22 protein-coding genes are annotated in these 22414 nt (G+C 69.7%); 5 read left to right on the top strand and 17 right to left on the bottom strand.

What is annotated here, in order from left to right; translation table 11 throughout:
* The first annotated feature begins 21 nt into the window (after positions 1-21).
* From FCL41_RS08575 to FCL41_RS08560, 4 genes are all read left to right on the top strand, one after another.
* Complete coding sequence (locus tag FCL41_RS08575; RefSeq protein WP_137065644.1) at positions 22-1548, top strand: helix-turn-helix domain-containing protein; 1527 nt, start codon at positions 22-24, stop codon at positions 1546-1548.
* A 147-nt stretch (positions 1549-1695) separates the two neighbouring features.
* Entirely contained in the window at positions 1696-2496 is an 801-nt protein-coding gene (locus FCL41_RS08570) for a glycerophosphodiester phosphodiesterase family protein (protein WP_137065643.1), read from the top strand.
* Positions 2493-3839 carry an MFS transporter gene (locus FCL41_RS08565; protein WP_137065642.1) on the top strand — a complete coding sequence of 449 codons (1347 nt, stop codon included), beginning with the start codon at positions 2493-2495 and terminating at the stop codon, positions 3837-3839. Before FCL41_RS08570 ends, FCL41_RS08565 begins: the two co-directional genes overlap by 4 nt.
* A gap of 189 nt (positions 3840-4028) precedes the next feature.
* Positions 4029-4418, top strand: a complete 390-nt coding sequence (locus FCL41_RS08560) for an RNA polymerase-binding protein RbpA (RefSeq protein ID WP_137065641.1) — start codon at positions 4029-4031, stop codon at positions 4416-4418.
* Positions 4419-4433: 15 nt separating this feature from the next.
* Here FCL41_RS08560 and FCL41_RS08555 read toward each other — a convergent pair whose 3' ends face one another.
* From FCL41_RS08555 to kdd, 7 genes are read right to left on the bottom strand one after another with little or no spacing between them, the layout of a single operon-like run.
* Positions 4434-4943, bottom strand: a complete 510-nt coding sequence (locus FCL41_RS08555) for an FxsA family protein (RefSeq protein ID WP_137065640.1) — start codon at positions 4941-4943, stop codon at positions 4434-4436.
* Between the two features lie 7 nt (positions 4944-4950).
* The gene (locus tag FCL41_RS08550) at positions 4951-5712 is read right to left on the bottom strand and encodes a polyprenol monophosphomannose synthase (RefSeq protein ID WP_239021584.1); all 762 of its coding nucleotides are present in this window, start codon (positions 5710-5712) and stop codon (positions 4951-4953) included.
* Positions 5709-7235, bottom strand: a complete 1527-nt coding sequence (lnt, locus tag FCL41_RS08545; protein ID WP_137065639.1) for an apolipoprotein N-acyltransferase — start codon at positions 7233-7235, stop codon at positions 5709-5711. Before lnt ends, FCL41_RS08550 begins: the two co-directional genes overlap by 4 nt.
* 43 nt (positions 7236-7278) lie before the next feature.
* On the bottom strand, positions 7279-7668 hold the full coding sequence (gene kal / locus FCL41_RS08540; protein WP_137065638.1) for a 3-aminobutyryl-CoA ammonia lyase: 390 nt from the start codon (positions 7666-7668) through the stop codon (positions 7279-7281).
* Entirely contained in the window at positions 7665-8402 is a 738-nt protein-coding gene (gene kamE / locus FCL41_RS08535; RefSeq protein WP_137065637.1) for a lysine 5,6-aminomutase subunit beta, read from the bottom strand. The genes kal and kamE overlap by 4 nt, the downstream gene beginning before the upstream one ends.
* Entirely contained in the window at positions 8399-10024 is a 1626-nt protein-coding gene (gene kamD, locus FCL41_RS08530; protein WP_137065636.1) for a lysine 5,6-aminomutase subunit alpha, read from the bottom strand. The genes kamE and kamD overlap by 4 nt, the downstream gene beginning before the upstream one ends.
* Positions 10021-11070, bottom strand: coding sequence for an L-erythro-3,5-diaminohexanoate dehydrogenase (kdd, locus tag FCL41_RS08525; RefSeq protein ID WP_170970227.1), 1050 nt, complete (start codon positions 11068-11070; stop codon positions 10021-10023). Before kdd ends, kamD begins: the two co-directional genes overlap by 4 nt.
* 140 nt (positions 11071-11210) lie before the next feature.
* On the opposite strand from kdd, the gene FCL41_RS08520 reads away from it, so the two are divergent.
* The gene (locus FCL41_RS08520; RefSeq protein ID WP_137065635.1) at positions 11211-12590 is read left to right on the top strand and encodes a KamA family radical SAM protein; all 1380 of its coding nucleotides are present in this window, start codon (positions 11211-11213) and stop codon (positions 12588-12590) included.
* A gap of 47 nt (positions 12591-12637) precedes the next feature.
* Here the strand turns inward: FCL41_RS08520 and FCL41_RS08515 are convergent, their stop codons facing one another.
* Genes FCL41_RS08515 through FCL41_RS08470 form a run of 10 tightly spaced genes read right to left on the bottom strand, consistent with a single transcriptional unit; the run spans position 12638 to position 22351 of the window.
* Positions 12638-13090, bottom strand: a complete 453-nt coding sequence (locus tag FCL41_RS08515) for an Lrp/AsnC family transcriptional regulator (RefSeq protein WP_275403730.1) — start codon at positions 13088-13090, stop codon at positions 12638-12640.
* An 18-nt stretch (positions 13091-13108) separates the two neighbouring features.
* Positions 13109-14032: a 5'-3' exonuclease gene (locus FCL41_RS08510; protein WP_137065634.1), complete on the bottom strand. Its 924-nt coding sequence runs from the start codon at positions 14030-14032 to the stop codon at positions 13109-13111.
* A 43-nt stretch (positions 14033-14075) separates the two neighbouring features.
* The gene (locus tag FCL41_RS08505) at positions 14076-16850 is read right to left on the bottom strand and encodes a DEAD/DEAH box helicase (protein ID WP_137065633.1); all 2775 of its coding nucleotides are present in this window, start codon (positions 16848-16850) and stop codon (positions 14076-14078) included.
* Entirely contained in the window at positions 16847-17728 is an 882-nt protein-coding gene (locus FCL41_RS08500) for a diacylglycerol kinase (RefSeq protein WP_137065632.1), read from the bottom strand. The genes FCL41_RS08505 and FCL41_RS08500 overlap by 4 nt, the downstream gene beginning before the upstream one ends.
* A 10-nt stretch (positions 17729-17738) precedes the next feature.
* Entirely contained in the window at positions 17739-18179 is a 441-nt protein-coding gene (locus tag FCL41_RS08495; protein WP_137065631.1) for a hypothetical protein, read from the bottom strand.
* The gene (tatC, locus tag FCL41_RS08490; RefSeq protein WP_239021583.1) at positions 18176-19012 is read right to left on the bottom strand and encodes a twin-arginine translocase subunit TatC; all 837 of its coding nucleotides are present in this window, start codon (positions 19010-19012) and stop codon (positions 18176-18178) included. Before tatC ends, FCL41_RS08495 begins: the two co-directional genes overlap by 4 nt.
* A 7-nt stretch (positions 19013-19019) precedes the next feature.
* Positions 19020-19268, bottom strand: a complete 249-nt coding sequence (locus tag FCL41_RS08485) for a Sec-independent protein translocase subunit TatA (RefSeq protein ID WP_239021582.1) — start codon at positions 19266-19268, stop codon at positions 19020-19022.
* Positions 19269-19316: 48 nt separating this feature from the next.
* A complete protein-coding gene (locus FCL41_RS08480) occupies positions 19317-20294 on the bottom strand; it encodes a helix-turn-helix transcriptional regulator (RefSeq protein ID WP_137065630.1) in 978 nt (325 codons plus the stop codon).
* Positions 20291-21295, bottom strand: a complete 1005-nt coding sequence (locus FCL41_RS08475; protein ID WP_137065629.1) for a helix-turn-helix transcriptional regulator — start codon at positions 21293-21295, stop codon at positions 20291-20293. The genes FCL41_RS08480 and FCL41_RS08475 overlap by 4 nt, the downstream gene beginning before the upstream one ends.
* Positions 21296-21316: 21 nt before the next feature.
* A complete protein-coding gene (locus FCL41_RS08470) occupies positions 21317-22351 on the bottom strand; it encodes an FKBP-type peptidyl-prolyl cis-trans isomerase (RefSeq protein ID WP_137065628.1) in 1035 nt (344 codons plus the stop codon).
* Positions 22352-22414 lie beyond the last annotated feature (63 nt).

The raw sequence follows: 22414 nt of genomic DNA, 5'->3' as shown, positions 1-22414 counted from the left end.
ATCTGAGATACCTTGGAACGCATGACGCAGGACTATCTCGGCCGGATCGGCAACTTGATCCGCGACGCACGCAAGCACCGCGGAATGACCCAGCAGCAGCTGGCTGAGGCGCTCGGCACCAGCCAGAGCGCCATCAATCGCATCGAGAAGGGTCACCAGAACCTCTCCCTCGAGATGCTCGCCCGCTTCGGCGCTGCCCTCGACTCGGAGATCGTCTCGGTCGGCGCCGGCCCGACGCACCTGCGGGTCACCGGGCCCACGACGCTGTCGGGATCCATCGACGTCAAGACGTCCAAGAACGCCGGCGTCGCGCTGCTCTGCGCCTCGCTGCTCAACCGGGGTCGTACGACGTTGCGCAAGGTCGCCCGGATCGAGGAGGTCAACCGCCTGCTCGAGGTCCTGGAGTCGCTGGGCGTGCAGACCCGCTGGCTCAACGACGACAACGACCTCGAGATCGTCCCGCCCGCGCAGCTCGATCTCTCCGCCATCGACGAGGAGGCGGCTCGCCGCACCCGTTCGGTGATCATGTTCCTCGGCCCGCTGCTCCACCGGATGGAGGACTTCCACCTCCCGTACGCAGGTGGCTGCCAGCTCGGTACGCGCACGGTCGAACCCCACATGGCGGCCCTGCGCCCGTTCGGCCTGGAGGTCAAGGCCAACGAGGGTGCCTACCACGCGCTGGTCAACCGGGCCGTCGAGCCCGTTCGCCCGATCGTCCTCACCGAGCGTGGTGACACCGTCACCGAGAACGCCCTGATGGCTGCAGCCCTGCACCCGGGCACCACGGTGATCCGCAACGCCTCGTCCAACTACATGGTCCAGGACCTGTGCTTCTACCTCGAGAAGCTCGGGGTCGCGATCGAGGGCATCGGCACCACGACGCTGAAGGTCACCGGGCGGGAGCGCATCGACGTCGACGTCGACTACTCCCCCAGCGAGGACCCGATCGAGGCCATGTCGCTCCTCGCGGCGGCCATCGTGACCAAGTCGGAGATCACCATCAAGCGGGTGCCGATCGAGTTCCTCGAGATCGAGCTCGCGCTCCTCGAGGAGATGGGTCTGCAGTACACCCGTTCCGAGGAGTACCTCGCCGACAACGGGCGTACGCGTCTGGTGGACCTCACGACCCAGCGCTCCGACCTGCGAGCGCCGCTCGACAAGGTGCACCCGATGCCGTTCCCCGGCCTCAACATCGACAACCTGCCCTTCTTCGCCGTCATCGGTGCTGTCGCCGAGGGCCAGACCCTGCTCCACGACTGGGTCTACGAGAACCGGGCGATCTACCTGCTCGAGCTCAACAAGCTCGGTGCCGACGTCAAGCTCCTCGACCCGCACCGCGTGATGGTCCAGGGCCCGACCCGATTCAGCGGCGCCGAGATCGTCTGCCCGCCGGCCCTGCGCCCGGCCGTGGTGATCCTGCTGGCGATGCTCGCCTCCAAGGGCACCTCGGTGCTGCGTACGACCTACGTCATCCACCGTGGCTACGAGGACCTCGCGAACCGGCTCAACACCCTCGGCGCCAACATCGAGACCTTCCGCGACATCTGAGGAGTGAGCCGGAGGCACGCCGAGCGCCAGCGAGGTGTGGTGTAGGCGAGCCCCGCAGGATGTCGGTCAGTAGGTACCGCGACATCTGAGAAGCGCGGCACCTCGTGGCGCACGCCGTGAGCCTCGTGATGAGGCATACTCACCCGCGTGATCGGTCGAGACACGGGCTACGCCTACCTGGACGACGGACGGCCGGTCCTGGCGTTCGCCCACCGAGGCGGTGCGCTCCATCCGGACATCCCCGGCCTGGAGAACACCGCGGTGGCGTTCGCCCATGCCGTCGCGCTGGGGTACACCTACCTCGAGACGGACGTCCACGTCACGAGCGACGGTGTCGTGCTGGCGTTCCACGACGACGTCCTGGACCGGGTCACCGACCGTGTGGGGCCCGTCAACGCGCACACCCATGCCGAGGTGAGCGAGGCCCGGATCGGCGCCCACGGGCGCATCCCGACGCTCAGGGAGCTGTTGGACGCCTTCCCCGGTGCCCGCTTCAACATCGACATCAAGGCCCGTGACGCGGTCGAGCCGCTGATGGCGCTGATCGACGAGTGTGACGCCTGGGACCGGGTCCTGGTCGGCTCCTTCTCCGGGCGACGACTCAACGCCTTCCGCGCTCTGGCCCGTGGCCGGGTCGCCACCTCCGCGCACCCTCTGGAGGTCGCCGCCTTCCGGTTGCTGCCCAGCGGACGCCTCGCACGGTGGGTGACCCGCGGTCAGGTGGCCGCGCTCCAGGTGCCCCACCACCGGGGGTGGATCCGGGTGGTGACGCCAGGCTTCGTACGCCGCGCGCACGCCGCGGGCGCGCACGTCCACGTCTGGACCATCGACGACCCCGAGGAGATGGAAGAACTCCTCGACCGTGGGGTCGACGGCCTGGTGACCGACCGCACCGACATACTCAAGGAAGTTCTGCTCCGCCGAGGGCTCTGGAGGGAGCACGCATGAGCGACACGAAGACCGAGGCTCCGACAGCAGTGACCGGTCGCTGGCCGGTGATTGCCTGGGGGTTGTGGGACTGGGGCTCGGCCGCCTTCAACGCGGTGATCACCACCTTCGTCTTCAGCGTCTACATCACCTCCGACTCGTTCGGGTCCGGTGCCAGCGCGAAGCTCGGCTGGGCCCTGGCCACCGCGGGCGTGCTGATCGCGCTCTTCGCGCCCATCACGGGTCGGCGTGCGGACAGCTCGGGGCGACGCACCTTCTGGCTGACGGTCAACACGGCCCTGGTGATCGTCGCTTCCGTGGGCCTCTTCTTCGTCAAGCCCTCCCCCGACTACCTGTGGCTGGGCCTGGTCCTGCTCGCGGCGGGCAACATCTTCTTCGAGTTCGCCTCGGTGCAGTACAACGCGATGCTCAACGACATCTCCACGCCCGACAACGTCGGCCGGATCTCCGGATTCGGCTGGGGGCTGGGTTACCTGGGCGGCATCGTGCTGCTGCTCATCGTGTTCTACGGCTTCATCGACCCCGAGGTGGGTCTCTTCGGGGTCACGGACAAGAACGGCCTCGACGTCCGCGTGACCATGCTGCTGTGCGCGCTGTGGACCCTGGTCTTCAGCCTGCCGGTGATCCTCACGATGCGCGACGACAAGGCCGCCCGCCAGCCGAGAGGCCAGAGTGTCAGCGTCATCGAGTCCTACCGCCAGCTCTTCGGCACGATCCGTGACCTGTGGAACACCGACCGCAACACCGCGTACTTCCTCATGGCCTCCGCCGTCTTCCGCGACGGCCTCGCAGGCGTCTTCACCTTCGGCGGCGTGCTGGCGGCCGGCACGTTCGGCTTCACACCCAGCGAGGTGATCATCTTCGCCGTCGCCGCCAACGTGGTTGCCGGCATCGCCACCATCGCTTCGGGGACGTTCGACGACTGGCTGGGTCCCAAGCCCGTCATCGTCGGGTCGCTGACCTGCATGCTCGTCGCCGGGTCCACGATCTTCTTCCTGCACGATCGCGGCGCCACCATCTTCTGGACCTTCGGCCTCCTGCTCTGCGTCTTCGTCGGGCCGGCACAGTCGGCGTCGCGGACCTTCCTCGCCAGGCTGATCCCCGAGGGCAAGGAGGGCGAGATCTTCGGTCTCTACGCCACGACGGGCCGTGCCGTGAGCTTCATGGCTCCTGCCGCGTGGTCGGGCTTCATCGTGCTGGGTGCGGCCGTCACGGGCGTGGCGGACAAGGACTCCGCAGAGCACTGGGGCATTCTCGGGATCATGCTGGTGCTCGGGCTCGGCCTGGCGCTCCTCACCTTGGTGCGCAGCGGCGAGAACCCGCGATCGGCCTTAGGTTCCTGAATTCTGGGGATGCGCAGGTGCTGCCGCTGTGGTTGCGATTGCACGGAATGTTGCGCCTACCGATAGCGTTGGACAGTGGACGACCGTTGACGCCGGTTCCCATGAGGGTCCTTGGCGTCATTGAACCCCCCTTGAGGTCGTCTCACATGCGTAGACACGGGGCGAAACCGGATTTCTGGAGGTGGCTCAATGGCGGAGCGCACGTTGCGTGGTGCACGACTCGGTGGTCAGAGCTTCGAGGACGAGCGCGGCATTGAGTTTGCCGCTCGTCAGCAGGTCGGCTACAAGTGCAAGAGCGGTCACGTGTTCGAGGTGACCATGTCCGACGAGGCCGACATCCCGGCCCTGTGGGAGTGCCCGAAGTGTGGCAGCGAGGCACTCAGCACCCAGGGCGTCCTGCCCGAGGAGAAGAACGAGAAGCCTGCGCGTACGCACTGGGACATGCTGCTGGAGCGTCGCTCGGAGAAGGAGCTCGAGGAGATCCTCAAGGAGCGCCTCGAGCTGCTGCGTGGCGGCGAGATCGGTCCGGCCCACCTGCACCGGGCCAACGCCAAGAAGCGCGTGAAGGCCGGCGCCTGACCCAACGGGTCTGACCTACGGGTCCACGACTTCGCCCCGGATCACCTGACCACCGGTCGGAGGTCCGGGGCGTCGTGCGTCTCCGGGCGTCGACGTGGGCGTTCCGGCAAACCCGAACCCCACTCCCCCGGACGTGACCACGACGCGGCTGGCGACGTACGCGGTGAGGGCCCGGCGTGCCAGCTGTCGCGTGCCGGGGAGGATCAGCAGCAGGGCAAAGACGTCGGTCACGAATCCCGGGCTGAGCATCAGCGCACCGGCGAGGACGACGAGTGCGCCGTCGGCCAGCTCGCGCGTCGGCATGCGCCCCTCGCGCAGGGACTCCGCCAGCGAACGCCAGACCTTGGCGCCTTCGTTGCGGATCAGCCAGCCCCCGACGAAGCTGGCCACGATCAGCAGCACGATCGTCCACGCCGCTCCGATGACCTGACCCACTCGGATCAGGACGAAGAGCTCCAGCAGTGGCATCCCGACCAGGAGGAGGACGAGGAGCCAGCGAGGCAGGAGACGACGCGCCGAAGTCATGCCTCCATCATGCGTCACGAGCCCCAACGACACGTCGGAGCTGGGCGGCACGCTCCGAGATGCCCCACTTGGTGATGAGCTTCAGGGACTCGGTGGCCACGTCCTTGCTCATCTTGGAGTCACCGCGCTCGCGCTCGATGAACTCGATCGGCACCTCGCGCACGGTCAGACCCTGCTGGAGCGTGCGGTAGGCCATGTCAGTCTGGAACACGTAGCCGGTGGAGGTCACGGTGTCGATGTCGATCGCCTCCAGCGTGGCGCGGCGAAAGAGCCTGAACCCTGCCGTGGCGTCCTTGACCGGCATGCCGAGCAGCAGGCGCACGTAGATGTTGCCCCCGCGTGAGAGCATCTCCCGCGACTTGGGCCAGTTGACGATGGAGCCGCCGGGGATCCAGCGCGACCCGATCACCAGGTCGGCGCCCTCGGCGATCGCGTCCAGCAGGCGCTGGAGCTGCTCCGGCTGGTGGGAGCCGTCGGCGTCCATCTCCCCGATCACGTCGTAGCCCTGGTCGAGCGCGACGCGGAAGCCGTGGCGGTAGGCGGCGCCGAGCCCCGCCTTCTCGGTGCGGTGGACCACCTGCACCTGCGGATCGCGCTCCGCGATGGCGTCCACGATCTTGCCGGTGCCGTCGGGAGAGTTGTCGTCCATCACCAGCACGTCGACGTGGGGCTGGGCGGCGCGCAGCCGACCGATGATCCATTCGACGTTGGCCGACTCGTTGTAGGTGGGGATCACCATGATGACTCGACCCAGCTGTGGCTGGTTCACTCTGCACTCCTGGGGCTGGGACGCTGGCTCTCGTGAATATAGGCCATGCGTGACGGACGTCTCGTGCTGGCAAGGAGAACGACGAGACTTCCCACCAGTGCCAACCGCCCGGGCCACTGCCCCATCCACACTGCCGGGGTGACGGAGGTCGACAGGCCCACCTCCTGGACCAGGACGGAGGTCGTGCGCGGCTCGGCCTCGGCGAGCGGACGACCCCGGGGGTCGATCACGCCCGAGAGGCCGTTGGTGGCCGCCACGGCCACGTAGCGCCCGGTCTCCAGCGCCCGCAGCCGGGTGATCTCGTACTGCTGGGCGATCTGGTGGGTGTGGATGAACATCGCGTTGCTCGTCTGGACGGTCACCATCTCGCCGCCCTCGCGCACCTGGTCGTGGATGCCGCTGTCGTAAGCGACGTCGAAGCAGATGGCGTCGGCGACCTTGATGCCTCCCACCTGCAACGGCGTCGTACGCGTCCCGCTGAGCATGTCGCGTCCGATCTGGCGCAGCTTGCCGAGGTTGTCGCGGAAGACGACGTCGCGCCACGGGATGTACTCGCCGAACGGCACCGGGTTCTGCTTGGTGTAGCGATCGCCGGCGCCGACCTCCGGCGACCACACGATGCCCTGGTTGAGCACCTGGTGGTCCTCAGGTGCGTCGACCATCGCGCCGACCAGGATCGGAGCCCCGATCGCGTCGGCGGCCCGGGTGATCCCGTCAAGGGTCGACGGGTCGCGGAACGGGTCCACCGCGGTCGAGTTCTCCGGCCACAGGACGAAGTCGGGCTCGGGTTCGCGGCCCGTCCGTACGTCGACGGCGAGGAGCTCGGTCGCGTTGACGTGGTTGGCGGTGACCTCGCGGTGCACCCCGACGAGGTCGTCCCCGCTTCCCGGGACGTCGCCCTGCACCACGGCGACGGTCGCCGTTCCGCTCTGCTCCCCGCTCCAGGGGGCCAGGGCCGGAGCGACGGTTGCCACGAGCAGTCCGAGGGCGACGGGGACGACGCGGGCCAAACGCGGACGCTCCAGCACCACCCAGGCCAGGGTCGTCCCGGTGAGTGACAGGAGCAGGCTCACGCCGGTGAAGCCGATCCACGGGAGCGCGTCGGCCCACCACGTGTCGGCGACGGCATAGGAGAGTCGCCCCCAGGGCATCCCCGAGAAGGGCCACCCACTGCGCAGGGTCTCGACCCCGACCCAGAGCACCGCCGCCCACAGCGGCCACCACCGGGTCCGGTTCTGCACCAGCGCCAGCGCGGCTCCCAGCGGCGCGAAGAACGCCGCCTCGAGGGCGGAGAGGCCGAGCCAGGCATCGGGGCCCACGGCCCGCATCCACCACTGGAGCGTGAAGAAGAAGCCGATGCCGAAGGCCAGCCCGGGCAGCCAGGCTCGCCGCGGGGCGACGCGCCAGACCGTGCCCATGAGGATGGCCACGCACAGCGGGGTGAGCCACGACCAGCCGATCGGCTCCGAAGCCGCCGCCAACGCGGCACCCGCCCCGAGGGCGACCAGGACTCGCAGCAGCACGCACCCAACGTACCGCCAGGGGTGTCACGCCAGCCGCGGCGGCTCAGCCGGGGACCACCACCGTGCCGATCGCGGTGGTCGCGACGATGGGGTCGTCGAGGAGCTCGGCCGCCCCCGGACGCTGTGGCGTACCTGCGCCGCGAGCCACCACGTGGACGGTGAAGGAGAGGCGGCGCGACCTGCGCCCGGACGACTCCAGGACGCACCGCACCTCGACCACGTCACCGGCCAGCACCGGCGCGAGGAACTGGACGTCCTCGTACGAGGCGAAGAGTCCCTCGTCACCGTCCGTCCGGATGCACATCTCGGTGGCGACGTCGCCGAAGAGCCCCAGGGAGTAGGCGCCGTCGACCAGGTGACCGGCGTAGTGCGCGTGGGCGTACGGGACGTAGCGCCGGTGCACGACCTCGAGGCCTGGCTGCGGCGCGCTCACGCGGGCACCTCCTGGGGCACCAGCCGGTGGACGAGGAAGGAGGCGACCTCGCGCGGCGTGGTCCCGCGGCCGAAGACGCGGTCGACGCCGAGCTCGGCGGCAGCAGACTCGTCGAAGCGTGGTCCGCCGACGACCAGGAGCGGGCGATGGTCCCGGCCGAGCCGGGCGTCGAAGGCGTCCACCAGGGCTGCGGTGTTGTGGAGGTGGGCGTCACGCTGGGTGACGACCTGGGAGACCAGCACCGCGTCGGCGCCTTCTCGTACGGCAGCGGTGACGAGCTCGTCGACAGGCACCTGCGCGCCGAGGTTCACCACCTTGAGCTCGCGGTAGTACTCCAGCCCCTTCTCCCCCGCCAGGCCCTTGATGTTGAGGATCGCGTCGATGCCGACGGTGTGGGCGTCGGTGCCGATGCACGCACCGACCACGACCAGGCGGCGGCGCAGGCCGCGGCGTACGGCCTGGTTGACCTCGGCCGGCGTCAGGAGGGGATGGTCGCGCTCGACCACCTGCACGGCCGAGGTGTCGACGAGGTGCTGGACCGGCCCGTAGACCACGAAGAAGGTGAAGTCGGGGCCGATCGGGCGCGCGTGGACCACCATCGCCGGGTGGATGCCCATCTTCTGGGCGAGCTGGGCGGCCGCGCCCTCGCCACGCTTGTCGGCGGGCAGCGGGAGCGTGAACGACACCTGCACCATCCCGTCACCCGTGCTGTCGCCGTAGGGACGCACGATCATCGGACCGCCTCCTTCTCGCGAGTCTCGTCGGAGACCGTCGCACCAGGACCGGCGCCGGCATCGAGCAGGTTCTGCGCCGGGTTGAGGTAGTCCTCGGACTTCGCCGCGACCCCCTCCAGCCCGCGTCCGCGGTCGGCTGGCCGGCGCATCAGTCCGAAGGTGCCGTCGGCGATCGCGTCCAGGAGGCCGTCGTCGTGACCGTTGATCCGCTCGAGCAGGGCCACCGCCTCGTCGAGCACGACTCCCGCACGGCGCGCGATGAAGCCGTCCGGGGGCGGACGGAAGTCCTCCTGCAGACCACCCGCCGCCTCCATGACGTAGCGCACGTTCTGCAGGGCGAGGTCGCGGTCGGACAGCCACGGGGTGACCACGGCCTCCGTCATCATCCCGACGAGCAGGATCCCCTGACCGGTGAGCAGCCCCGCGAGGTTGAAGAAGCCGTCGAGGAGGTGGCCCCGGAACACGTCCCCCGTCATGTGGCGGGTGGGCGGCATCCACTTCAGCGGTGCGTCAGGGAAGAGCGAGCGGGCCAGCAGGGCGTGGGCGAGCTCCAGGCGGAAGCTCTCCGGCACCTCGGGGTCGATCTCGAAGGCGTGGCCCAGGCCGAGCTGCCAGTCCTCGAGCCCGGCCTCCTTGGCGAAGTACTCGTTGAGGAGCTGGCTCGTGGTGACCGTGTGGGCTGCCTCGACCGCGTCGGCCGTGGTGAGGTAGTTGTCCTCGCCGGTGTTGATGATGATGCCGGCACGGGCGTGCACCTGGCGGCTGAAGCGCTGGTCGACGAAGGTGCGGACCGGGTTGATGTCGCGGAAGAGGATCCCGTACATCGAGTCGTTGAGCATCATGTCGAGGCGTTCGAGCCCTGCCAGGACGGCGATCTCCGGCATGCAGAGTCCTGAGGCGTAGTTGGTCAGGCGCACGTAGCGACCGAGCTCGTGGCTGGTCTCGTCGAGCGCGCCACGCATGATCCGGAAGTTCTCCTGGGTCGCGTAGGTGCCCGCGAACCCCTCGTACGTCGCTCCCTCGGGCACGTAGTCGAGCAGGGACTGGCCGGTGCTGCGGATCACGGCGACGACGTCGGCCCCGGCCCGTGCGGCGGCCTGGGCCTGACGTACGTCCTCGCGGATGTCTCCGGTGGCGACGATCAGGTAGATCCAGGGGCGGCGTGGGGCGTCGCCGACGGTGTCGATCATCTGCTCGCGCCGACGGCGCTGTGCGTCGACCTGGTCCATCCCGCGGGTCACGGCTGAGTGCGCGGCCGCAGCGGCCCGGGTGCGGTCGGGGCCGTGCGGCAGGCGCAGTGTCACCTGGCCACGGCGGAGGCGCTGGGCAAGGTCCACCAGGTCGGCCGCCTCACCCCGCGCGAGGGCGTCGAAGAGCGGCAGGCTGACCCCGTGGGCGATGCCCCCGTCGGGCAAGAGGCCGTCGCGCACCGCGTCGACCAGGTGGTTGACCCACGGCACGCCGTCGGGGTCGGCTCCGGTCGCACCGGCGAGCCGGAGTGTCGCCCGCTCCACCGAGACGGTGGTGTGGCGTCGTGCGAGGTCGACGACAGGGCGGCCCACGGCCCCTGCCAGGTCTCGGGCGGTCGCCACGGAGGTGGCGTCGAGGGCGATCCGGGTCACCGGTGCCTCCTCTCGATGAGGGAGCGGACTCCCGGGACGGAACGGACGAGGTCGAGCGCGTAGTCGCTGTGGCCGGGGACGAAGCCGTTGCCGATCAGCATGGTGACGTCGGCCGCCATCCCCTCGGCGCCGAGCGCGGCGGCCGAGAACGAGGTGGCCATCGAGAAGAAGACGATCGTGCCGCCGTCGGCGGTGGCGAGGATGGCACCTCCCTCGCAGTCGGGGACGTCCACGCAGACGACCGTGACGTCGACCTGGCCGCCTGTGGCGTCACGAACGGCGTCGCGTACCGCGAGTGGCCGGGTGGCGTCGGCGATGACGACGTCGTCACACAGGGCGGCGTCCTCCAGCAGTCCGGCCTCCTGCTCGGTCGGCACCAGCCCGACCACACGAGCGGCGCCGGCGTCACGGGCGGCGGCCGCGGACAGCGACCCCGACTTGCCGGCTGCCCCGAGGACGAGGACCACCGGTGCCTGCCCGTGCTCGACGGCGTGGCGGGTGACCACGCGGTGTACGAGGGCGGGGGAGCCGCAGACGTCCAGCACCGCGAGGCTGAGCGGCTCGGGCAGGTCAGGTGGCAGCACGGCTGCCACCGAGCGCCCGAAGAGGATGGCGTGCCCCGAGCAGGGAACCTGCTCGTCCGTCCCGTCCCAACGGGCCAGGTCGTCGTCGATCACGAGGGGGGTGAGGGTGAGCGAGACCAGCGACGCCACCCGCTCCCCCGCCAACAGCCCCAAGGGGGACTCGGGACCGACCTCCTCGACGGTGCCGAGCAGCATTCCGCCGGACCCCGTCACGGGATTCTGCATCTTGCCCCGCCTCGCGATGATCTCGACGACGGCGGCACGCGTCGCGTCGGGGTCCGGATGGGCCGTGCGCAGCTGGCGCAGGGAGGCCGCGTCCAGGTTGAGGCGCTCGACCCGCACGCGGACCTCGTCGGGCCACAGGTCACGTGTGGGATCGAGGCGCTCCGCCGCCTGCGGCAGCCGGGTGTCACCGAGCACCCGGTGCAGGCCCAAGGGGTCACTCGCGAGGTTCAGAGGCATTGATTCTCCTGATCTGCCTTGCTGCCGAAAGAATTGCGGCGTTGGCTTGCATTTGCCGCATGATCTACGTCTACTCTGGCAGAACGAGACATGGATCACAATCACGTCGGACACGCTCGTGCGTGTCGGGGAGGCTCTGCATGACGACCACTGCGCCCATTGCCCACCGCCTGCCGCAGCCCTACTCGTACGTCCGACGCCCGCTCGTCGAGCCCGACTGGCGTCGCTTCCCGGGATGGAGCACGGTGACCGAGGACGAGTGGAGCGACGTCCAGTGGCAGCGGGCGCACTGCGTGAAGGACCCCGCCCAGCTGCGCGCGGTCCTGGGCGACCGCGTCGCGGAGTGCTTCTACGACGACCTGGACCGTGACCGTCGCGAGTTCGCCACCATGTCGATGCTGGTGCCGCCCCACATGGTCAACACGATGGTGCCGACCGTCGAGACCAGCGCTCCGGGTTCGTGGACCGAGGCATTTCTCGACGACCCGGTGCGTCGCTACATGATCCCGGTGCACTCCGACCGCCGCACGGACTGGGCGTCGCACCCGCTCGCCAGCCGGGACTCGCTCCACGAGCACGACATGTGGGCCGTCGAGGGCCTGACCCACCGCTACCCGACCAAGGTCCTGGCCGAGCTGTTGCCGACCTGCCCGCAGTACTGCGGCCACTGCACCCGGATGGACCTGGTGGGCACCTCCACCCCGACGGTGGAGAAGCTCAAGTTCACCTCGAAGCCGGTCGACCGCCTCGCTGCGATGCTCGACCACCTCCGGGCCACGCCCGGCGTGCGCGACGTGGTGGTCTCAGGGGGCGACGTCGCCAACATGCCGTGGCCGCGTCTGGAGTCCTTCCTGATGGAGCTGCTCACGATCGACTCGATCCGCGACGTACGACTGGCCACCAAGGCGCTCATCGGGCTGCCGCAGCACTGGCTGGAGCCCCGTCTGCTCGAGGGCCTCGCTCGGGTCTGTGAGGTCGCCAGGTCGCGCGGGGTGCAGCTGGCCCTGCACACGCACACCAACCACGCCCAGCAGGTCACTCCCTCGGTGGCGCGAGCGTCACGCGCGGTGCTCGACGCGGGCCTGCGCGACGTACGCAACCAGGGCGTGCTGCTCGACGGGGTGAACACGACGGCCCACGACCTGCTGGACCTCAGCTTCGCGCTGCTCGACGAGGCCGGCGTCACGCCCTACTACTTCTACATGTGCGACATGATCCCCAACGCCGAGCACTGGCGGATCTCCGTGGCCCACGCCCAAGCGCTCCAGCACGAGATCATGGGATACCTGCCCGGCTTCGCCACGCCGCGCATCGTCTGCGACGTGCCCTACGTCGGGAAGCGGTGGGTGCACCAGGTGCACTCCTACGACACCGAGCGTGGTGTCTCCTACTGGACGAAGAACTACCTGACCGCGCTCGACGAGGCGGTGGGTGGCCTGGACCGTCCCTATCCCTACTACGACCCGATCCACACGTTGCCCCAGGAGGGGCAGCGGTGGTGGTCGGCCAACCGTTCCTGAGCTTCAGCGAGGTGGGTGAGCGCCCCACTCGGCACTCGGTGGCAAGATCACTCGGCAGGGCGGTTCTCGAAGGCCGTCGAGAGCACCACGGTCGTGCGGGTGGCGACGTTGGCTGCCGACCGGATGCGAGCCAGCAGGTCCTCCAGTGCGGTGGGACTCTCCACGCGGATCTTGAGGATGTAGGACTCGGCGCCAGCGACCGACCAGCAGGACTCGATCTCGGCGATCGGGCGCAGGCGTTCGGGGGTGTCGTCGGGCTGGGCGGGATCGAACGGGGAGATCGAGACGAAGGCAGTGAGTGAGCGACCGAGCTGCTCGTGGTCGACCGTGGCGCCGTAACCCTTGATGAGACCCCGCTGCTCGAGGCGCTTCACACGCTGGTGGACCGCCGAGGTCGAGAGGCCGGTGGCCTTGCCGAGCGCAGTGAAAGACATCCTGCCGTCGGCGGCCAGCAACGAGAGGATCTGGCGGTCGGTGGCTTCGATCTGCGGAGAGTTCACCGACACAGGCTAATCGCCTCAGGACAGGGCAGCGTCCAGGCGCTCGACGGATGAACCGAGGCCCCACGCCTCGGCGAGCGCCGCCACGGTCTCCGGGGAGGCGGCGACCCGGGGCCGCTCGAGGCCGGATCGGTCGATGTCGAGGTCACGGCGGACCGCGACGACGGTCGGCGCCACGGCCAGGTAGTCGAGGGCTGTCAGCACCTTGCGACGGGGACCGGGCGCCATCGCCGAGGAGTCGTCCTGGGCCGCCGCGACGATCGCGTCCAACGAGCCGAACTGGGCGAGCAGGGCCGCAGCGGTCTTGTCCCCCACGCCGGCCACGCCCGGGAGGCCGTCGGAGGCGTCGCCACGCATCGTCGCGAAGGCGGCGTACTGACGGGCCTCGACGCCGTACTTGGTGCGCACCCACTCCTCGTCGACCCGCTCGTGGCGCCCCACCCCACGTGCGGTGTAGAGCACGCGCACCTCGGCCGCGTCGTCGACGAGCTGGAAGAGGTCCCGGTCGCCGGTCACGATGTCGACCGGCATGCCGGCCCCCGTCGCTAGAGTCCCGATCACGTCGTCCGCCTCCATCTCCGCCACGCCGCGCACGGCGATGCCGTAGGCGGCCAGCACGTCGCGGATGATCGGCACCTGCACCTGGAGCGGGTCCGGCACCTCCTCGACGTCCGGCGTGGAGCCGGGGTTCTCGTCGACCACGCGATGGGTCTTGTACGTCGGCACGAGGTCGACGCGCCACTGTGGACGCCAGTCGTCGTCCCAGCAGCAGACCAGGTGCGAGGGCTGGTACTCGTCGACGAGACGAGCGATGAAGTCCATCAGCCCGCGCACGGCGTTGACTGGTGTGCCGTCCGGCGCCTTCATGCTGTCCGGGACGCCGAAGTAGGCCCGGAAGTACAGCGATGCGGTGTCGAGCAGGAGGAGGCGCTGGTCGCTCATGGCGGTCAGCCTGCCACACGCCACGGGCGCTCGGGGGCCTCCCTCACTCCCCTGCCATCGACAGCGCGACGACTCCCCGACGCAGGAGCTGCGTGGTCTCGCGCGCGGTCCTGCGCAGGGGCGTACCGGCGGCTGCGTCGGCGATCTGGCCGGTGAGGTCGAGGAGCTGCTTGACCAGCCGCACGAAGTCGCCAGCCGACAGACCGGTCTCCGAGAGGATGTCGTCGAGGTCGTCGCCCTCGGCCCAACGCCACGCGGCCCAGGCGAACCCGGCGTCGGGCTGGCGCAGGAAGTCGAGGTGGTGGTCCTTCTCGAGCAGGTCGAGCTCACGCCACAGCCGCACCGTGTCACGCAGGGCCTGCTGGACGGCCGCGTTGGCCTCGCGGGGCGCAGAGCCCTCGTCGGCTCGTCTCGCCTCGAAGACCAGGGCGGAGAGCGCGCCAGCCAGCTCGGCCGGCGTCAGGTGGTCCCACGTGCCCTCGCGCAGGGCCTCCGCGGCCACCAGGTCGAGCTCGGAGTGGATGCGCATGAGGTGGCGACCGCGGTCGGTGACCGTGTCACCGTCCAGGTACTCCAGAGCGGTGAGCACGGTGCAGACGCGGTCGAAGGTGCGCGCCACGGTGTTGGTCCGGTTCTCCACGCGGCGGCGCAACGTGTCGCTGTCACGGGAGAGCTTGAACCAGCGCTCGGCCCAGCGACTGTGGTCCTCCCGTTCGGGGCACTGGTGGCACGGGTGGGACTTCAACTGACGACGCAGCTCGTCGAGCTGGGCGTCCACCGCCGGGTCTCCCCCGCCGGCGCCCTTCCGCGGGCGGGCCCGGTCGAGTCCCTTGACCCGGCCCTGAAGAGCCAGGGCGAGGTCACGACGCATCGCCGGATTGCGACCGTTGAACGCCTTCGGCACCTTGAGCCTGGTGCGCGCCTCGACGGGGACCGGGAAGTCCATCGGGGCCAGGCGGCGGGCGTGGCGGTCCAGGGTGACCACGTAGGGGCGCGGTTCGTCGGGGTTGCCCAGGCCGGGGTCGACGACGACCGCCCACCCGGAGAACTTTCCGGCGGGCACCTCGATCACGTCACCGGCGCGCAGCGTCGCCAAGGACGCGAGCGCCTCGGCGCGCCGGTCGGCACGCCGCGTGCGCGAGGCCGCCTTCTCCACGTCGGAGATCTCCCGGCGCAAGGCCGCGTACTCCATGAAGTCGCCGACGTGGCACGTGGCTGCCTCGCGGTATCCGTCGAGGGCCTCCTCCGCCTTGCGCAGCTGGCGCGCGAGCCCGACGACCGCCCGGTCGGCCTGGAACTGGGCGAACGAGAGCTCCAGGAGCTCGCGTGCCCGCCCGCGGCCGAACTGGTGGACCAGGTTGACGGCCATGTTGTACGAGGGCCTGAAGGACGAGCGCAAGGGGTAGGTGCGGGTGGAGGCGAGGCCTGCCAGCTCCGCCGGGTTCATCCCGGGCTGCCACAGCACGACCGCGTGCCCCTCGACGTCCAGTCCGCGACGCCCGGCACGACCGGTGAGCTGGGTGTACTCGCCCGGCGAGAGGTCGGCGTGCGTCTCGCCGTTCCACTTCGACAGCTTCTCGATGACCACGGTGCGTGCAGGCATGTTGATGCCGAGGGCCAACGTCTCGGTCGCGAAGACCACCTTGACGAGGCCGCGCACGAAGAGGTCCTCCACGAGGTGCTTGAAGGCCGGGAGCATGCCGGCGTGGTGCGAGGCGACGCCGCGGGTCAGGCCTTCGAGGAACTCGTGGTAGCCGAGCACCGAGAGGTCCTCTGCCGGCAGCGACCGTGCGGTCGCCTGGGCGATCTCGTAGATCTCGTCGCGCTCCTCGGCCGTCGTCAGTCGTACGTTGGCCTGGAGCAGCTGCGACACCGCCGCGTCGCAGCCGACCCGGCTGAAGATGAAGACGATGGCGGGGAGCAGGTTCTCCCGCTCCAGTCGGTCGACGACGTCGACGCGGCTGGGGATCCAGACCCGTCGACCGTTGCCGACCTGTCGTCCGCCCGACTGGCGTCCCTTGCCCTTGGGGGCGCGACGGTCGCGCATCAGGCGAGAGCTCGCGAAATCGTCGCGCGCCACCCGCAGGAGCTCGCCGTTGACCGGGGCTCCCTCCTTGACGAAGCCGGCGCTGGCGTCGACGTCGGAGCTCGCGAAGAGGTCGAGGATCCGGCGCCCGAGCATCACGTGCTGGAAGAGCGGGACCGGGCGCTTCTCCTCGACGATCGTGGTCGTCGCTCCCCGCACCGTCTGCAGCCACTCGCCGAACTCCTCGGCGTTGGAGACGGTGGCCGACAGCGAGACGACCTGGACCGACTCCGGGAGGTGGATGATGACTTCCTCCCACACCGCTCCGCGCGAGCGGTCAGCGAGGTAGTGCACCTCGTCCATGACCACGTAGCCGAGCTGCAGGAGCGTCCGCGAGCTGGCGTACAGCATGTTGCGCAGCACCTCGGTGGTCATCACGACGATGGGTGCCTCACCGTTGACGGTGTTGTCACCGGTGAGCAGGCCGACGTTGTCGTGGCCGTAGCGGGCGACGAGGTCGTGGTACTTCTGGTTCGACAGCGCCTTGATGGGCGTCGTGTAGAAGCACTTGCGTCCCTCGCGGAGCGCCAGGTGCACGGCGAACTCCCCCACCACGGTCTTGCCGGACCCGGTCGGCGCAGCGACCAGCACCCCGTTGCCGTCCTCGATCTCGCGGCAGGCGTTGACCTGGAACTCGTCCAGGCCGAAGGGGTAGAGGTCGACGAACTCCGCCACGGCCGGGTGGGTGCGCCCGGCTCGGAACTTGGAGTACGCCTCGGAGGGAGAGGTCATGAGAACACCTTCACAGCGTCGGGGACGCTCTCGACGGTCAACGGCAGTGGACCCAGTCTCTCCCCGTCGGCATAACCCACCACTCCGGGGGCGGCGACCGTCACCCGGCGTACGCGGTGGTGCTCGTACTGCGGGTGGGTGACGTGGGTGCCCGTGAGCAGCTTCGGGTAGGTCCGCACGAGCTCGCGCCGGGAGACGGGGCGGATGATGACGACGTCGAGGAGGCCGTCGTGGAGGTCGGCGCCCTCACAGATGCGCAGGCCGCCCCCGAAGGACGGCCCGTTGCCGACGGCGACGAGCATGGCGTCCAGCTCGAGCGAGCGGCCGTCCAGGTCCAAGGTGTAGGCCAGGGGCTGGAACGTCCGCAGCTCCGCCACGGTGGCGATGTTGTAACGCATCTGGCCCCGGGGGAAGGTCATCCGGTTGGCGCGCTCGTTGACCACGGCGTCGAACCCGGCGGCCAGGACCGTCATGAACCAGCGGTCCCCGGAGCGCGCCGCGTCGACCTGCTGCGTGCGACCGGCGACGACGAGGTCGGCGGCGGCTTCCGGATCGTGGCGCGGCACGCCGAAGTAACGCGCGACGTCGTTGCCCGTCCCGGCCGGCACCAGGCCGATCGGCGTCGCGGTGCCGGCGACTGCCTGGAGGGCCAGGTGGAAGGCACCGTCACCGCCGCAGACCACCAACCCGTCGACGCCGTCGCGCACCGCTCCCCGGCAGAGGTCGACGAAGTGCTCGGAGTCGCGGGGCCAGAGGTCGCGCACCCGGAGGCCACCAGCGGTGAGTCGCGCCGAGACCCGAGCCCGTACGCGGCTGCCGCGTCCGCGGCCGGATGACGGGTTCGCGATCAGCGCAACCTCGCGGGTGGGGACTCTCACGCGACGGAGACTAGCCCGAGACGCGGCCGCTCCGCCGTGGACGCTGCCCGATCCGCAGCAGCGCTGAGTAGCGCTCCGGCGATGCGCCGACCGCGAGGGCGAACCGGTCCAGGCACTCCAGTGCGAGGTCGGCGCTGAACTCGGTGCCCGGGACCGCCAGCGTGAGCCTGTCGTCGTGCGTGGTCAGCAGGACCTGTCCGTACTTCCACACCTGGTGCGCCCGCACCCGGAGGTCCGGGGTGGTGACGGGCACCGGGTAGGCCTCGTCGACGGCCAGCAGGTCGCACGGGAGAGCGGCGTCCGCGTGGGTGCCGGTGGAGGAGAGGTGGCCGGGGACGAGGTGTCCCGTACGCAGCCCGCGGTCCGGACGCCAGACGACCTCGCTCTCCCCCAGCCACTCGGGCAGGTCGAAGGGGTCCGACTCGACGAGGTGGAGGAGGGCTGAGGTCACAGCGGCGAGAGCTCGTCGTCGGCCCACTCGGTGGCGGCCCTCTTGCGGCCACGGAACCGGTCGATGAGGCGGGCGAGGATCTCGGCCGCGAGGAAGAGCACGAGCATCGGCAGGGCGAGCATCAGCATCGAGAACGGGTCCGTCGACGGCGTCGCGACCGCGGCGAAGATGAAGGTGCCGACGATGATCCACGGGCGGTACTTGCCGAGGGTCTTGCCGCTGACGACCCCGGCCAGGCTCAGCATGACCACGAAGAGCGGGATCTCGAAGGCGACGCCGAAGACGAGCAGCATGCGGGTGAAGAAGGAGAAGTACTCGCCGAACTCGACGAGGTTCTCCATGGCGGCGGGCGTGAACCCGATCAGGACCTCGAGGCCCTTGGGAAGCACGTAGTAGCCCATCGCCACGCCGGCCAGGAAGAGGGGGCCGGCCACGGCGGCGAAGATGCGCGACCACTTCTTCTCGTGGCGGTGGAGGCCGGGAACGACGAACGCCCAGATCTGGTAGAGCCAGTAGGGACTGGTCAGCACGATGGCCGCGACGGCGCAGAGCTTGAGCTGGAGCAGCAGCGGGCCGGTGGCGCCCTTCACGTAGGCCTTCGTCTCCACGGACTGCCCGAGCACCTCGCGGGCATCGTTGTAGGGCCTCATCACCAGGGCGAGCAGCTCTTCGTAGAAGAACAACGACCCGATGAAGACCGCGATGAAGACCAGCACGGCCCTCAGGAGGCGTGCCCGCAGCTCGCGCAGGTGGTCGCCGAGCGGCATCCGCCCGTCAGGACCGACGGGCTGCTGGGGCTTGCTGCTCAGCAGGCCCAGAAATCCTCGCAGCACCGCCGCGTCAGGCGTTGTCGTCGCGGCGCGGGGAGTCCACGTCGATGACGTCGTCGTCGACCTGCTCGGCCGAGATCTTCTCGTCGCTGTCCTTCAGTCCCTTGGTCTCGGCCTTGAAGATGCGCAGCGCACGACCGCTGCCACGAGCGAGCTCGGGCAGCTTGGACGCGCCGAAGAGCAGCACGATCACCAGGGCGATGATGATCAGCTCAGTGGGGCCGAGGCCCATCACGGCGGGAACCAGGTGGAGGCTCATGTCAGTCCTTGGGTCTGGGGAACGTCGTCGCTGATCGTACGCTCCGGGTCAGGTGTAGAGGGTCAAGGTGTCCACTGCCGTACGGTGGACGGTCGCTGCCACGTCTGCCGGACCCACCACCCGCGCGTGAGGCGCGAGGCGCAGGACCAGCTGTTGCAACCACCCTACGTCGACCACCTTGAGGTCGACGTCCAGGACGCCGTCGCCCAGGTGGCGAACGTCCTCCACAGGGTAGTACTCCGGGACCCACCGCGCCTCGTGCGCGAGACGCAGGGTGACGGTGGTCGCCTCTGGCGCCGAGGTGAAGAGGGCGACCGAGAGGGGTTCGCTCGAGGCGTTCGGGTGGGCGCCCGCAGGAGCATGGAGGAGCTCGACCTCCTCCATGCGGTCGATCCGGAAGACCCGGGTGTCCTCGGCGCGGTGGCACCACGCCTCGAGGTAGTCGACCCCGTTCACCGCTGCCAGGCGCAGGGGGTCGACGACCCGCTCCCCCACCTCGTCACGCGAGGGCACCCAGTAGGTTAGGCGGACTTGCGAGCCGACCTCGAGGGCATGCTCGAGGGTGGCGCGGATCGGTGACGCCTCCGACTCCGTGGGGGCCACCGCGACCTGGGACCGTTCGGAGGAAGCTGCCACCTCCAGCTTGGCGATCAGGGTGTCGACGATGGCTCGCGTCTCCTCGGGCGAGGAGTCGCGCACCGCCCGCAGGGCCACCACCAGCGCGGTCGCCTCGGTGGCGGAGAGCCGGACGGGTCGGGAGAGGTAGTCGGCGTTGGAGACGTGGATGACGCCCTGGAGACCTTCCTCCTCGAACGCCTCCATGTCGACGTCGATGAGGTCGTCGGTCAGACCACCGGGGAGACCGCACATCCACAGCACCTTGAGGTCCTTGCGCACCTGCTCGGGGGTGGTGCCGAGCAGGTGGGCGGCCTCGCCGAGGTTGAGCCCGTTACGGCTGTGCAGCAGAGGGACGAGCGTCAGCAGACGTGCGACCTGGTCCCGTGCCCCCGTGCCCGCCCTGCTCAACGCTTTCCCCCGTCGTTCGTGACACCGTCGTTCGCGACATCGTTCACCAGCGCGGCGAGGCGGCCTCGTACGTCGTCGCGCAGCGCCTCCGGCGACTCGACGTAGGCGCGTGGCCCGACCATCAGCACCTCGTCGGCGAGCGCTCGTACGCTGCCTCGCACCAGCAGCCGCTCCCAGGCGTCGCTTCCGTCGGGGCCGATCACGCCCGCGGCGACGACCTTCCCCTGGCGGCGCAGTCCGTGGCCGCTGCCGGGGCGTAGCAGCACGCGTGCCTCGGTGGCCTCGTCATGGGGTCGGAAGCGGTCGGCCACCTCGCGCAGGTCGAGGTCGGCCGGGACGCGGTAGGCGTCGACGGTCTTGCCGACCCGGCAGCGGCCCACCACGCGAGAGAGGCGGAAGACCCGCTCCTCGTCGACCTCGGTGTCGCGCCCCACCACGTACCACCGTCCGGACTGGCGGAAGAGCCCCCACGGCTCCACGCGGCGCGGGGACGCCTCGGCGACGCCAGTCTTGCGGTAGTCGAACGAGACCGTACGACGGTCCTGGATGGCGTCCCAGAAGTCGTCGAAGCTCGGCTCCTCCGCCTCGATCACCGGGCGCGCCAGAGGCGGCGGCTCCGCCTCCTCCGACGGCAGCGCCGGCATGAGCTTGCGCAGGGCTGCCGCGGTCGTGTCCGCCAGGTTGGCGTGGTGCCACACCTTGCCCGCCAGAGTCAGCACCGAGGCCTCCTCGGCCGTCAGGCTGATCTCCGGCAGGGCCAGGTCGTCGGGACGGATCCGGTAGCCCAGCTCGTCCTCGTGGAAGGCCGACAGGGACCCGACCTCGATCGGCACGCCCAGCGCCCGCAGCTCCTCCTTGTCCCGGTCGAACATCCGGTCGAAGGCGTCGACCGACTGGTCCGGATAGAGGAGCTCGCGGATGCGCTCCTTGGGCACGTAGCGACGCTGCACCAGCAGCATGATCAGCAGGTTGAGCAGACGCTCACTACGTCGGGCGGACACGGCTCTGGCTCGTCAGCTGACTCAGACGGCGCCGAGGATGTCGACGGCGAAGACGATGGTGTCGTCGCCCTTGATGCCGGCATCGGCGTTGCCCTGCTCGCCGTAGCCCAGCTCCGGCGGGATCTGGACGATGACGCGGCTGCCGACCTTCTGGCCCACCAGGGACTGGTCCCAGCCCTGGACGACCTGGCCGACGCCGATCGGGAACGTGGCGACGTCGTTGCGGCTGTAGGAGGAGTCGAAGGGCTCCTTGGCGCCGTACACCTGGCCCACGTAGTGGACGATGAGCGTCTGGCCGGCCTTCACCTTGGGGCCGTTGCCCTTGATGAGCTGCGTGACCTGGAGCTTGCCGGTCGGCTTCGGGGTGCCGGAGAAGTCGAAGACCGGGACCTGGCCCTTCTTGTAGGTCACCTTCGGGGCCCACGCGGCGGGCTTGACCTTCTTGCCGGTCGCCTCCTTGGGGGCCTTCTTCTTGGCGGCATCGACCTTCTTCTGGGTGGCGGCAGCCTTCTTCTCGGCCTGCTTCTGAGCCTTCTCGGCCTCCTTGGCGGCCTTCTCCTGCTCCGCCTTCGCCTTCTCGGCCTCCTTCTCGGAGAGCTTGGAGACGATCTCGGTCACGAAGAGGACGCTGTCGCCGTCTCCGATGCCCATGTCGGGGCGACCGCCTTCGCCGAAGGCGTCCTTGGCCGGGGCTGCGACGGCCACGACGGAGCCGACCTTCTGGCCGACCAGACCCTTCTGCAGGCCCGGGAGGAGCTCCTCGACGAGCTCGAGCTGCTCGGGCTCGCCCGCCTCGTAGGTGTTGAGGACTTCCTTCTTGTCGAAGCCGTTGCCGATCCAGATGTAGGCGGTGACCATGTCGCCGATCTTGGTCTCCTCGCCGTCACCTTCGACGAGGACCTTGGTCTCGATCTTGTCGGGGTCGAGCTTCTTCTCGAAGTCGACCTCGGGCGCCTTGCCGGGCTCCGCCTCGATGGCGACGGCATCAAGGCCCTGGCCCGAAGCGGCCTCGTCGTCACCACAGGCAGCGAAGGTGAGGAGGCTGAGACTCAGCACAGCAGCGGTCAGGGTACGGCGAGGAGACACAGGTGTTGCCTTTCGATGGGTTCACAAACCGTG

This window comes from Nocardioides jishulii (genome assembly GCF_006007965.1).
Classification (GTDB): domain Bacteria; phylum Actinomycetota; class Actinomycetes; order Propionibacteriales; family Nocardioidaceae; genus Nocardioides; species Nocardioides jishulii.
The sequence above is the reverse complement of the archived record's forward strand: the minus strand, read 5'-3'. Positions and strand labels throughout refer to the sequence as shown.

Coding starts and splice junctions, on each gene's coding strand:
- FCL41_RS08575 (WP_137065644.1), top strand. CDS start 22: ATGACGCAGGACTATCTCGGCCGGATCGGCAACTTGATCCGCGACGCA.
- FCL41_RS08565 (WP_137065642.1), top strand. CDS start 2,493: ATGAGCGACACGAAGACCGAGGCTCCGACAGCAGTGACCGGTCGCTGG.
- FCL41_RS08560 (WP_137065641.1), top strand. CDS start 4,029: ATGGCGGAGCGCACGTTGCGTGGTGCACGACTCGGTGGTCAGAGCTTC.
- FCL41_RS08555 (WP_137065640.1), bottom strand. CDS start 4,943: ATGACTTCGGCGCGTCGTCTCCTGCCTCGCTGGCTCCTCGTCCTCCTC.
- kamE (WP_137065637.1), bottom strand. CDS start 8,402: ATGATCGTGCGTCCCTACGGCGACAGCACGGGTGACGGGATGGTGCAG.
- kdd (WP_170970227.1), bottom strand. CDS start 11,070: ATGCCTCTGAACCTCGCGAGTGACCCCTTGGGCCTGCACCGGGTGCTC.
- FCL41_RS08520 (WP_137065635.1), top strand. CDS start 11,211: ATGACGACCACTGCGCCCATTGCCCACCGCCTGCCGCAGCCCTACTCG.
- FCL41_RS08510 (WP_137065634.1), bottom strand. CDS start 14,032: ATGAGCGACCAGCGCCTCCTCCTGCTCGACACCGCATCGCTGTACTTC.
- FCL41_RS08505 (WP_137065633.1), bottom strand. CDS start 16,850: ATGACCTCTCCCTCCGAGGCGTACTCCAAGTTCCGAGCCGGGCGCACC.
- FCL41_RS08485 (WP_239021582.1), bottom strand. CDS start 19,268: ATGAGCCTCCACCTGGTTCCCGCCGTGATGGGCCTCGGCCCCACTGAG.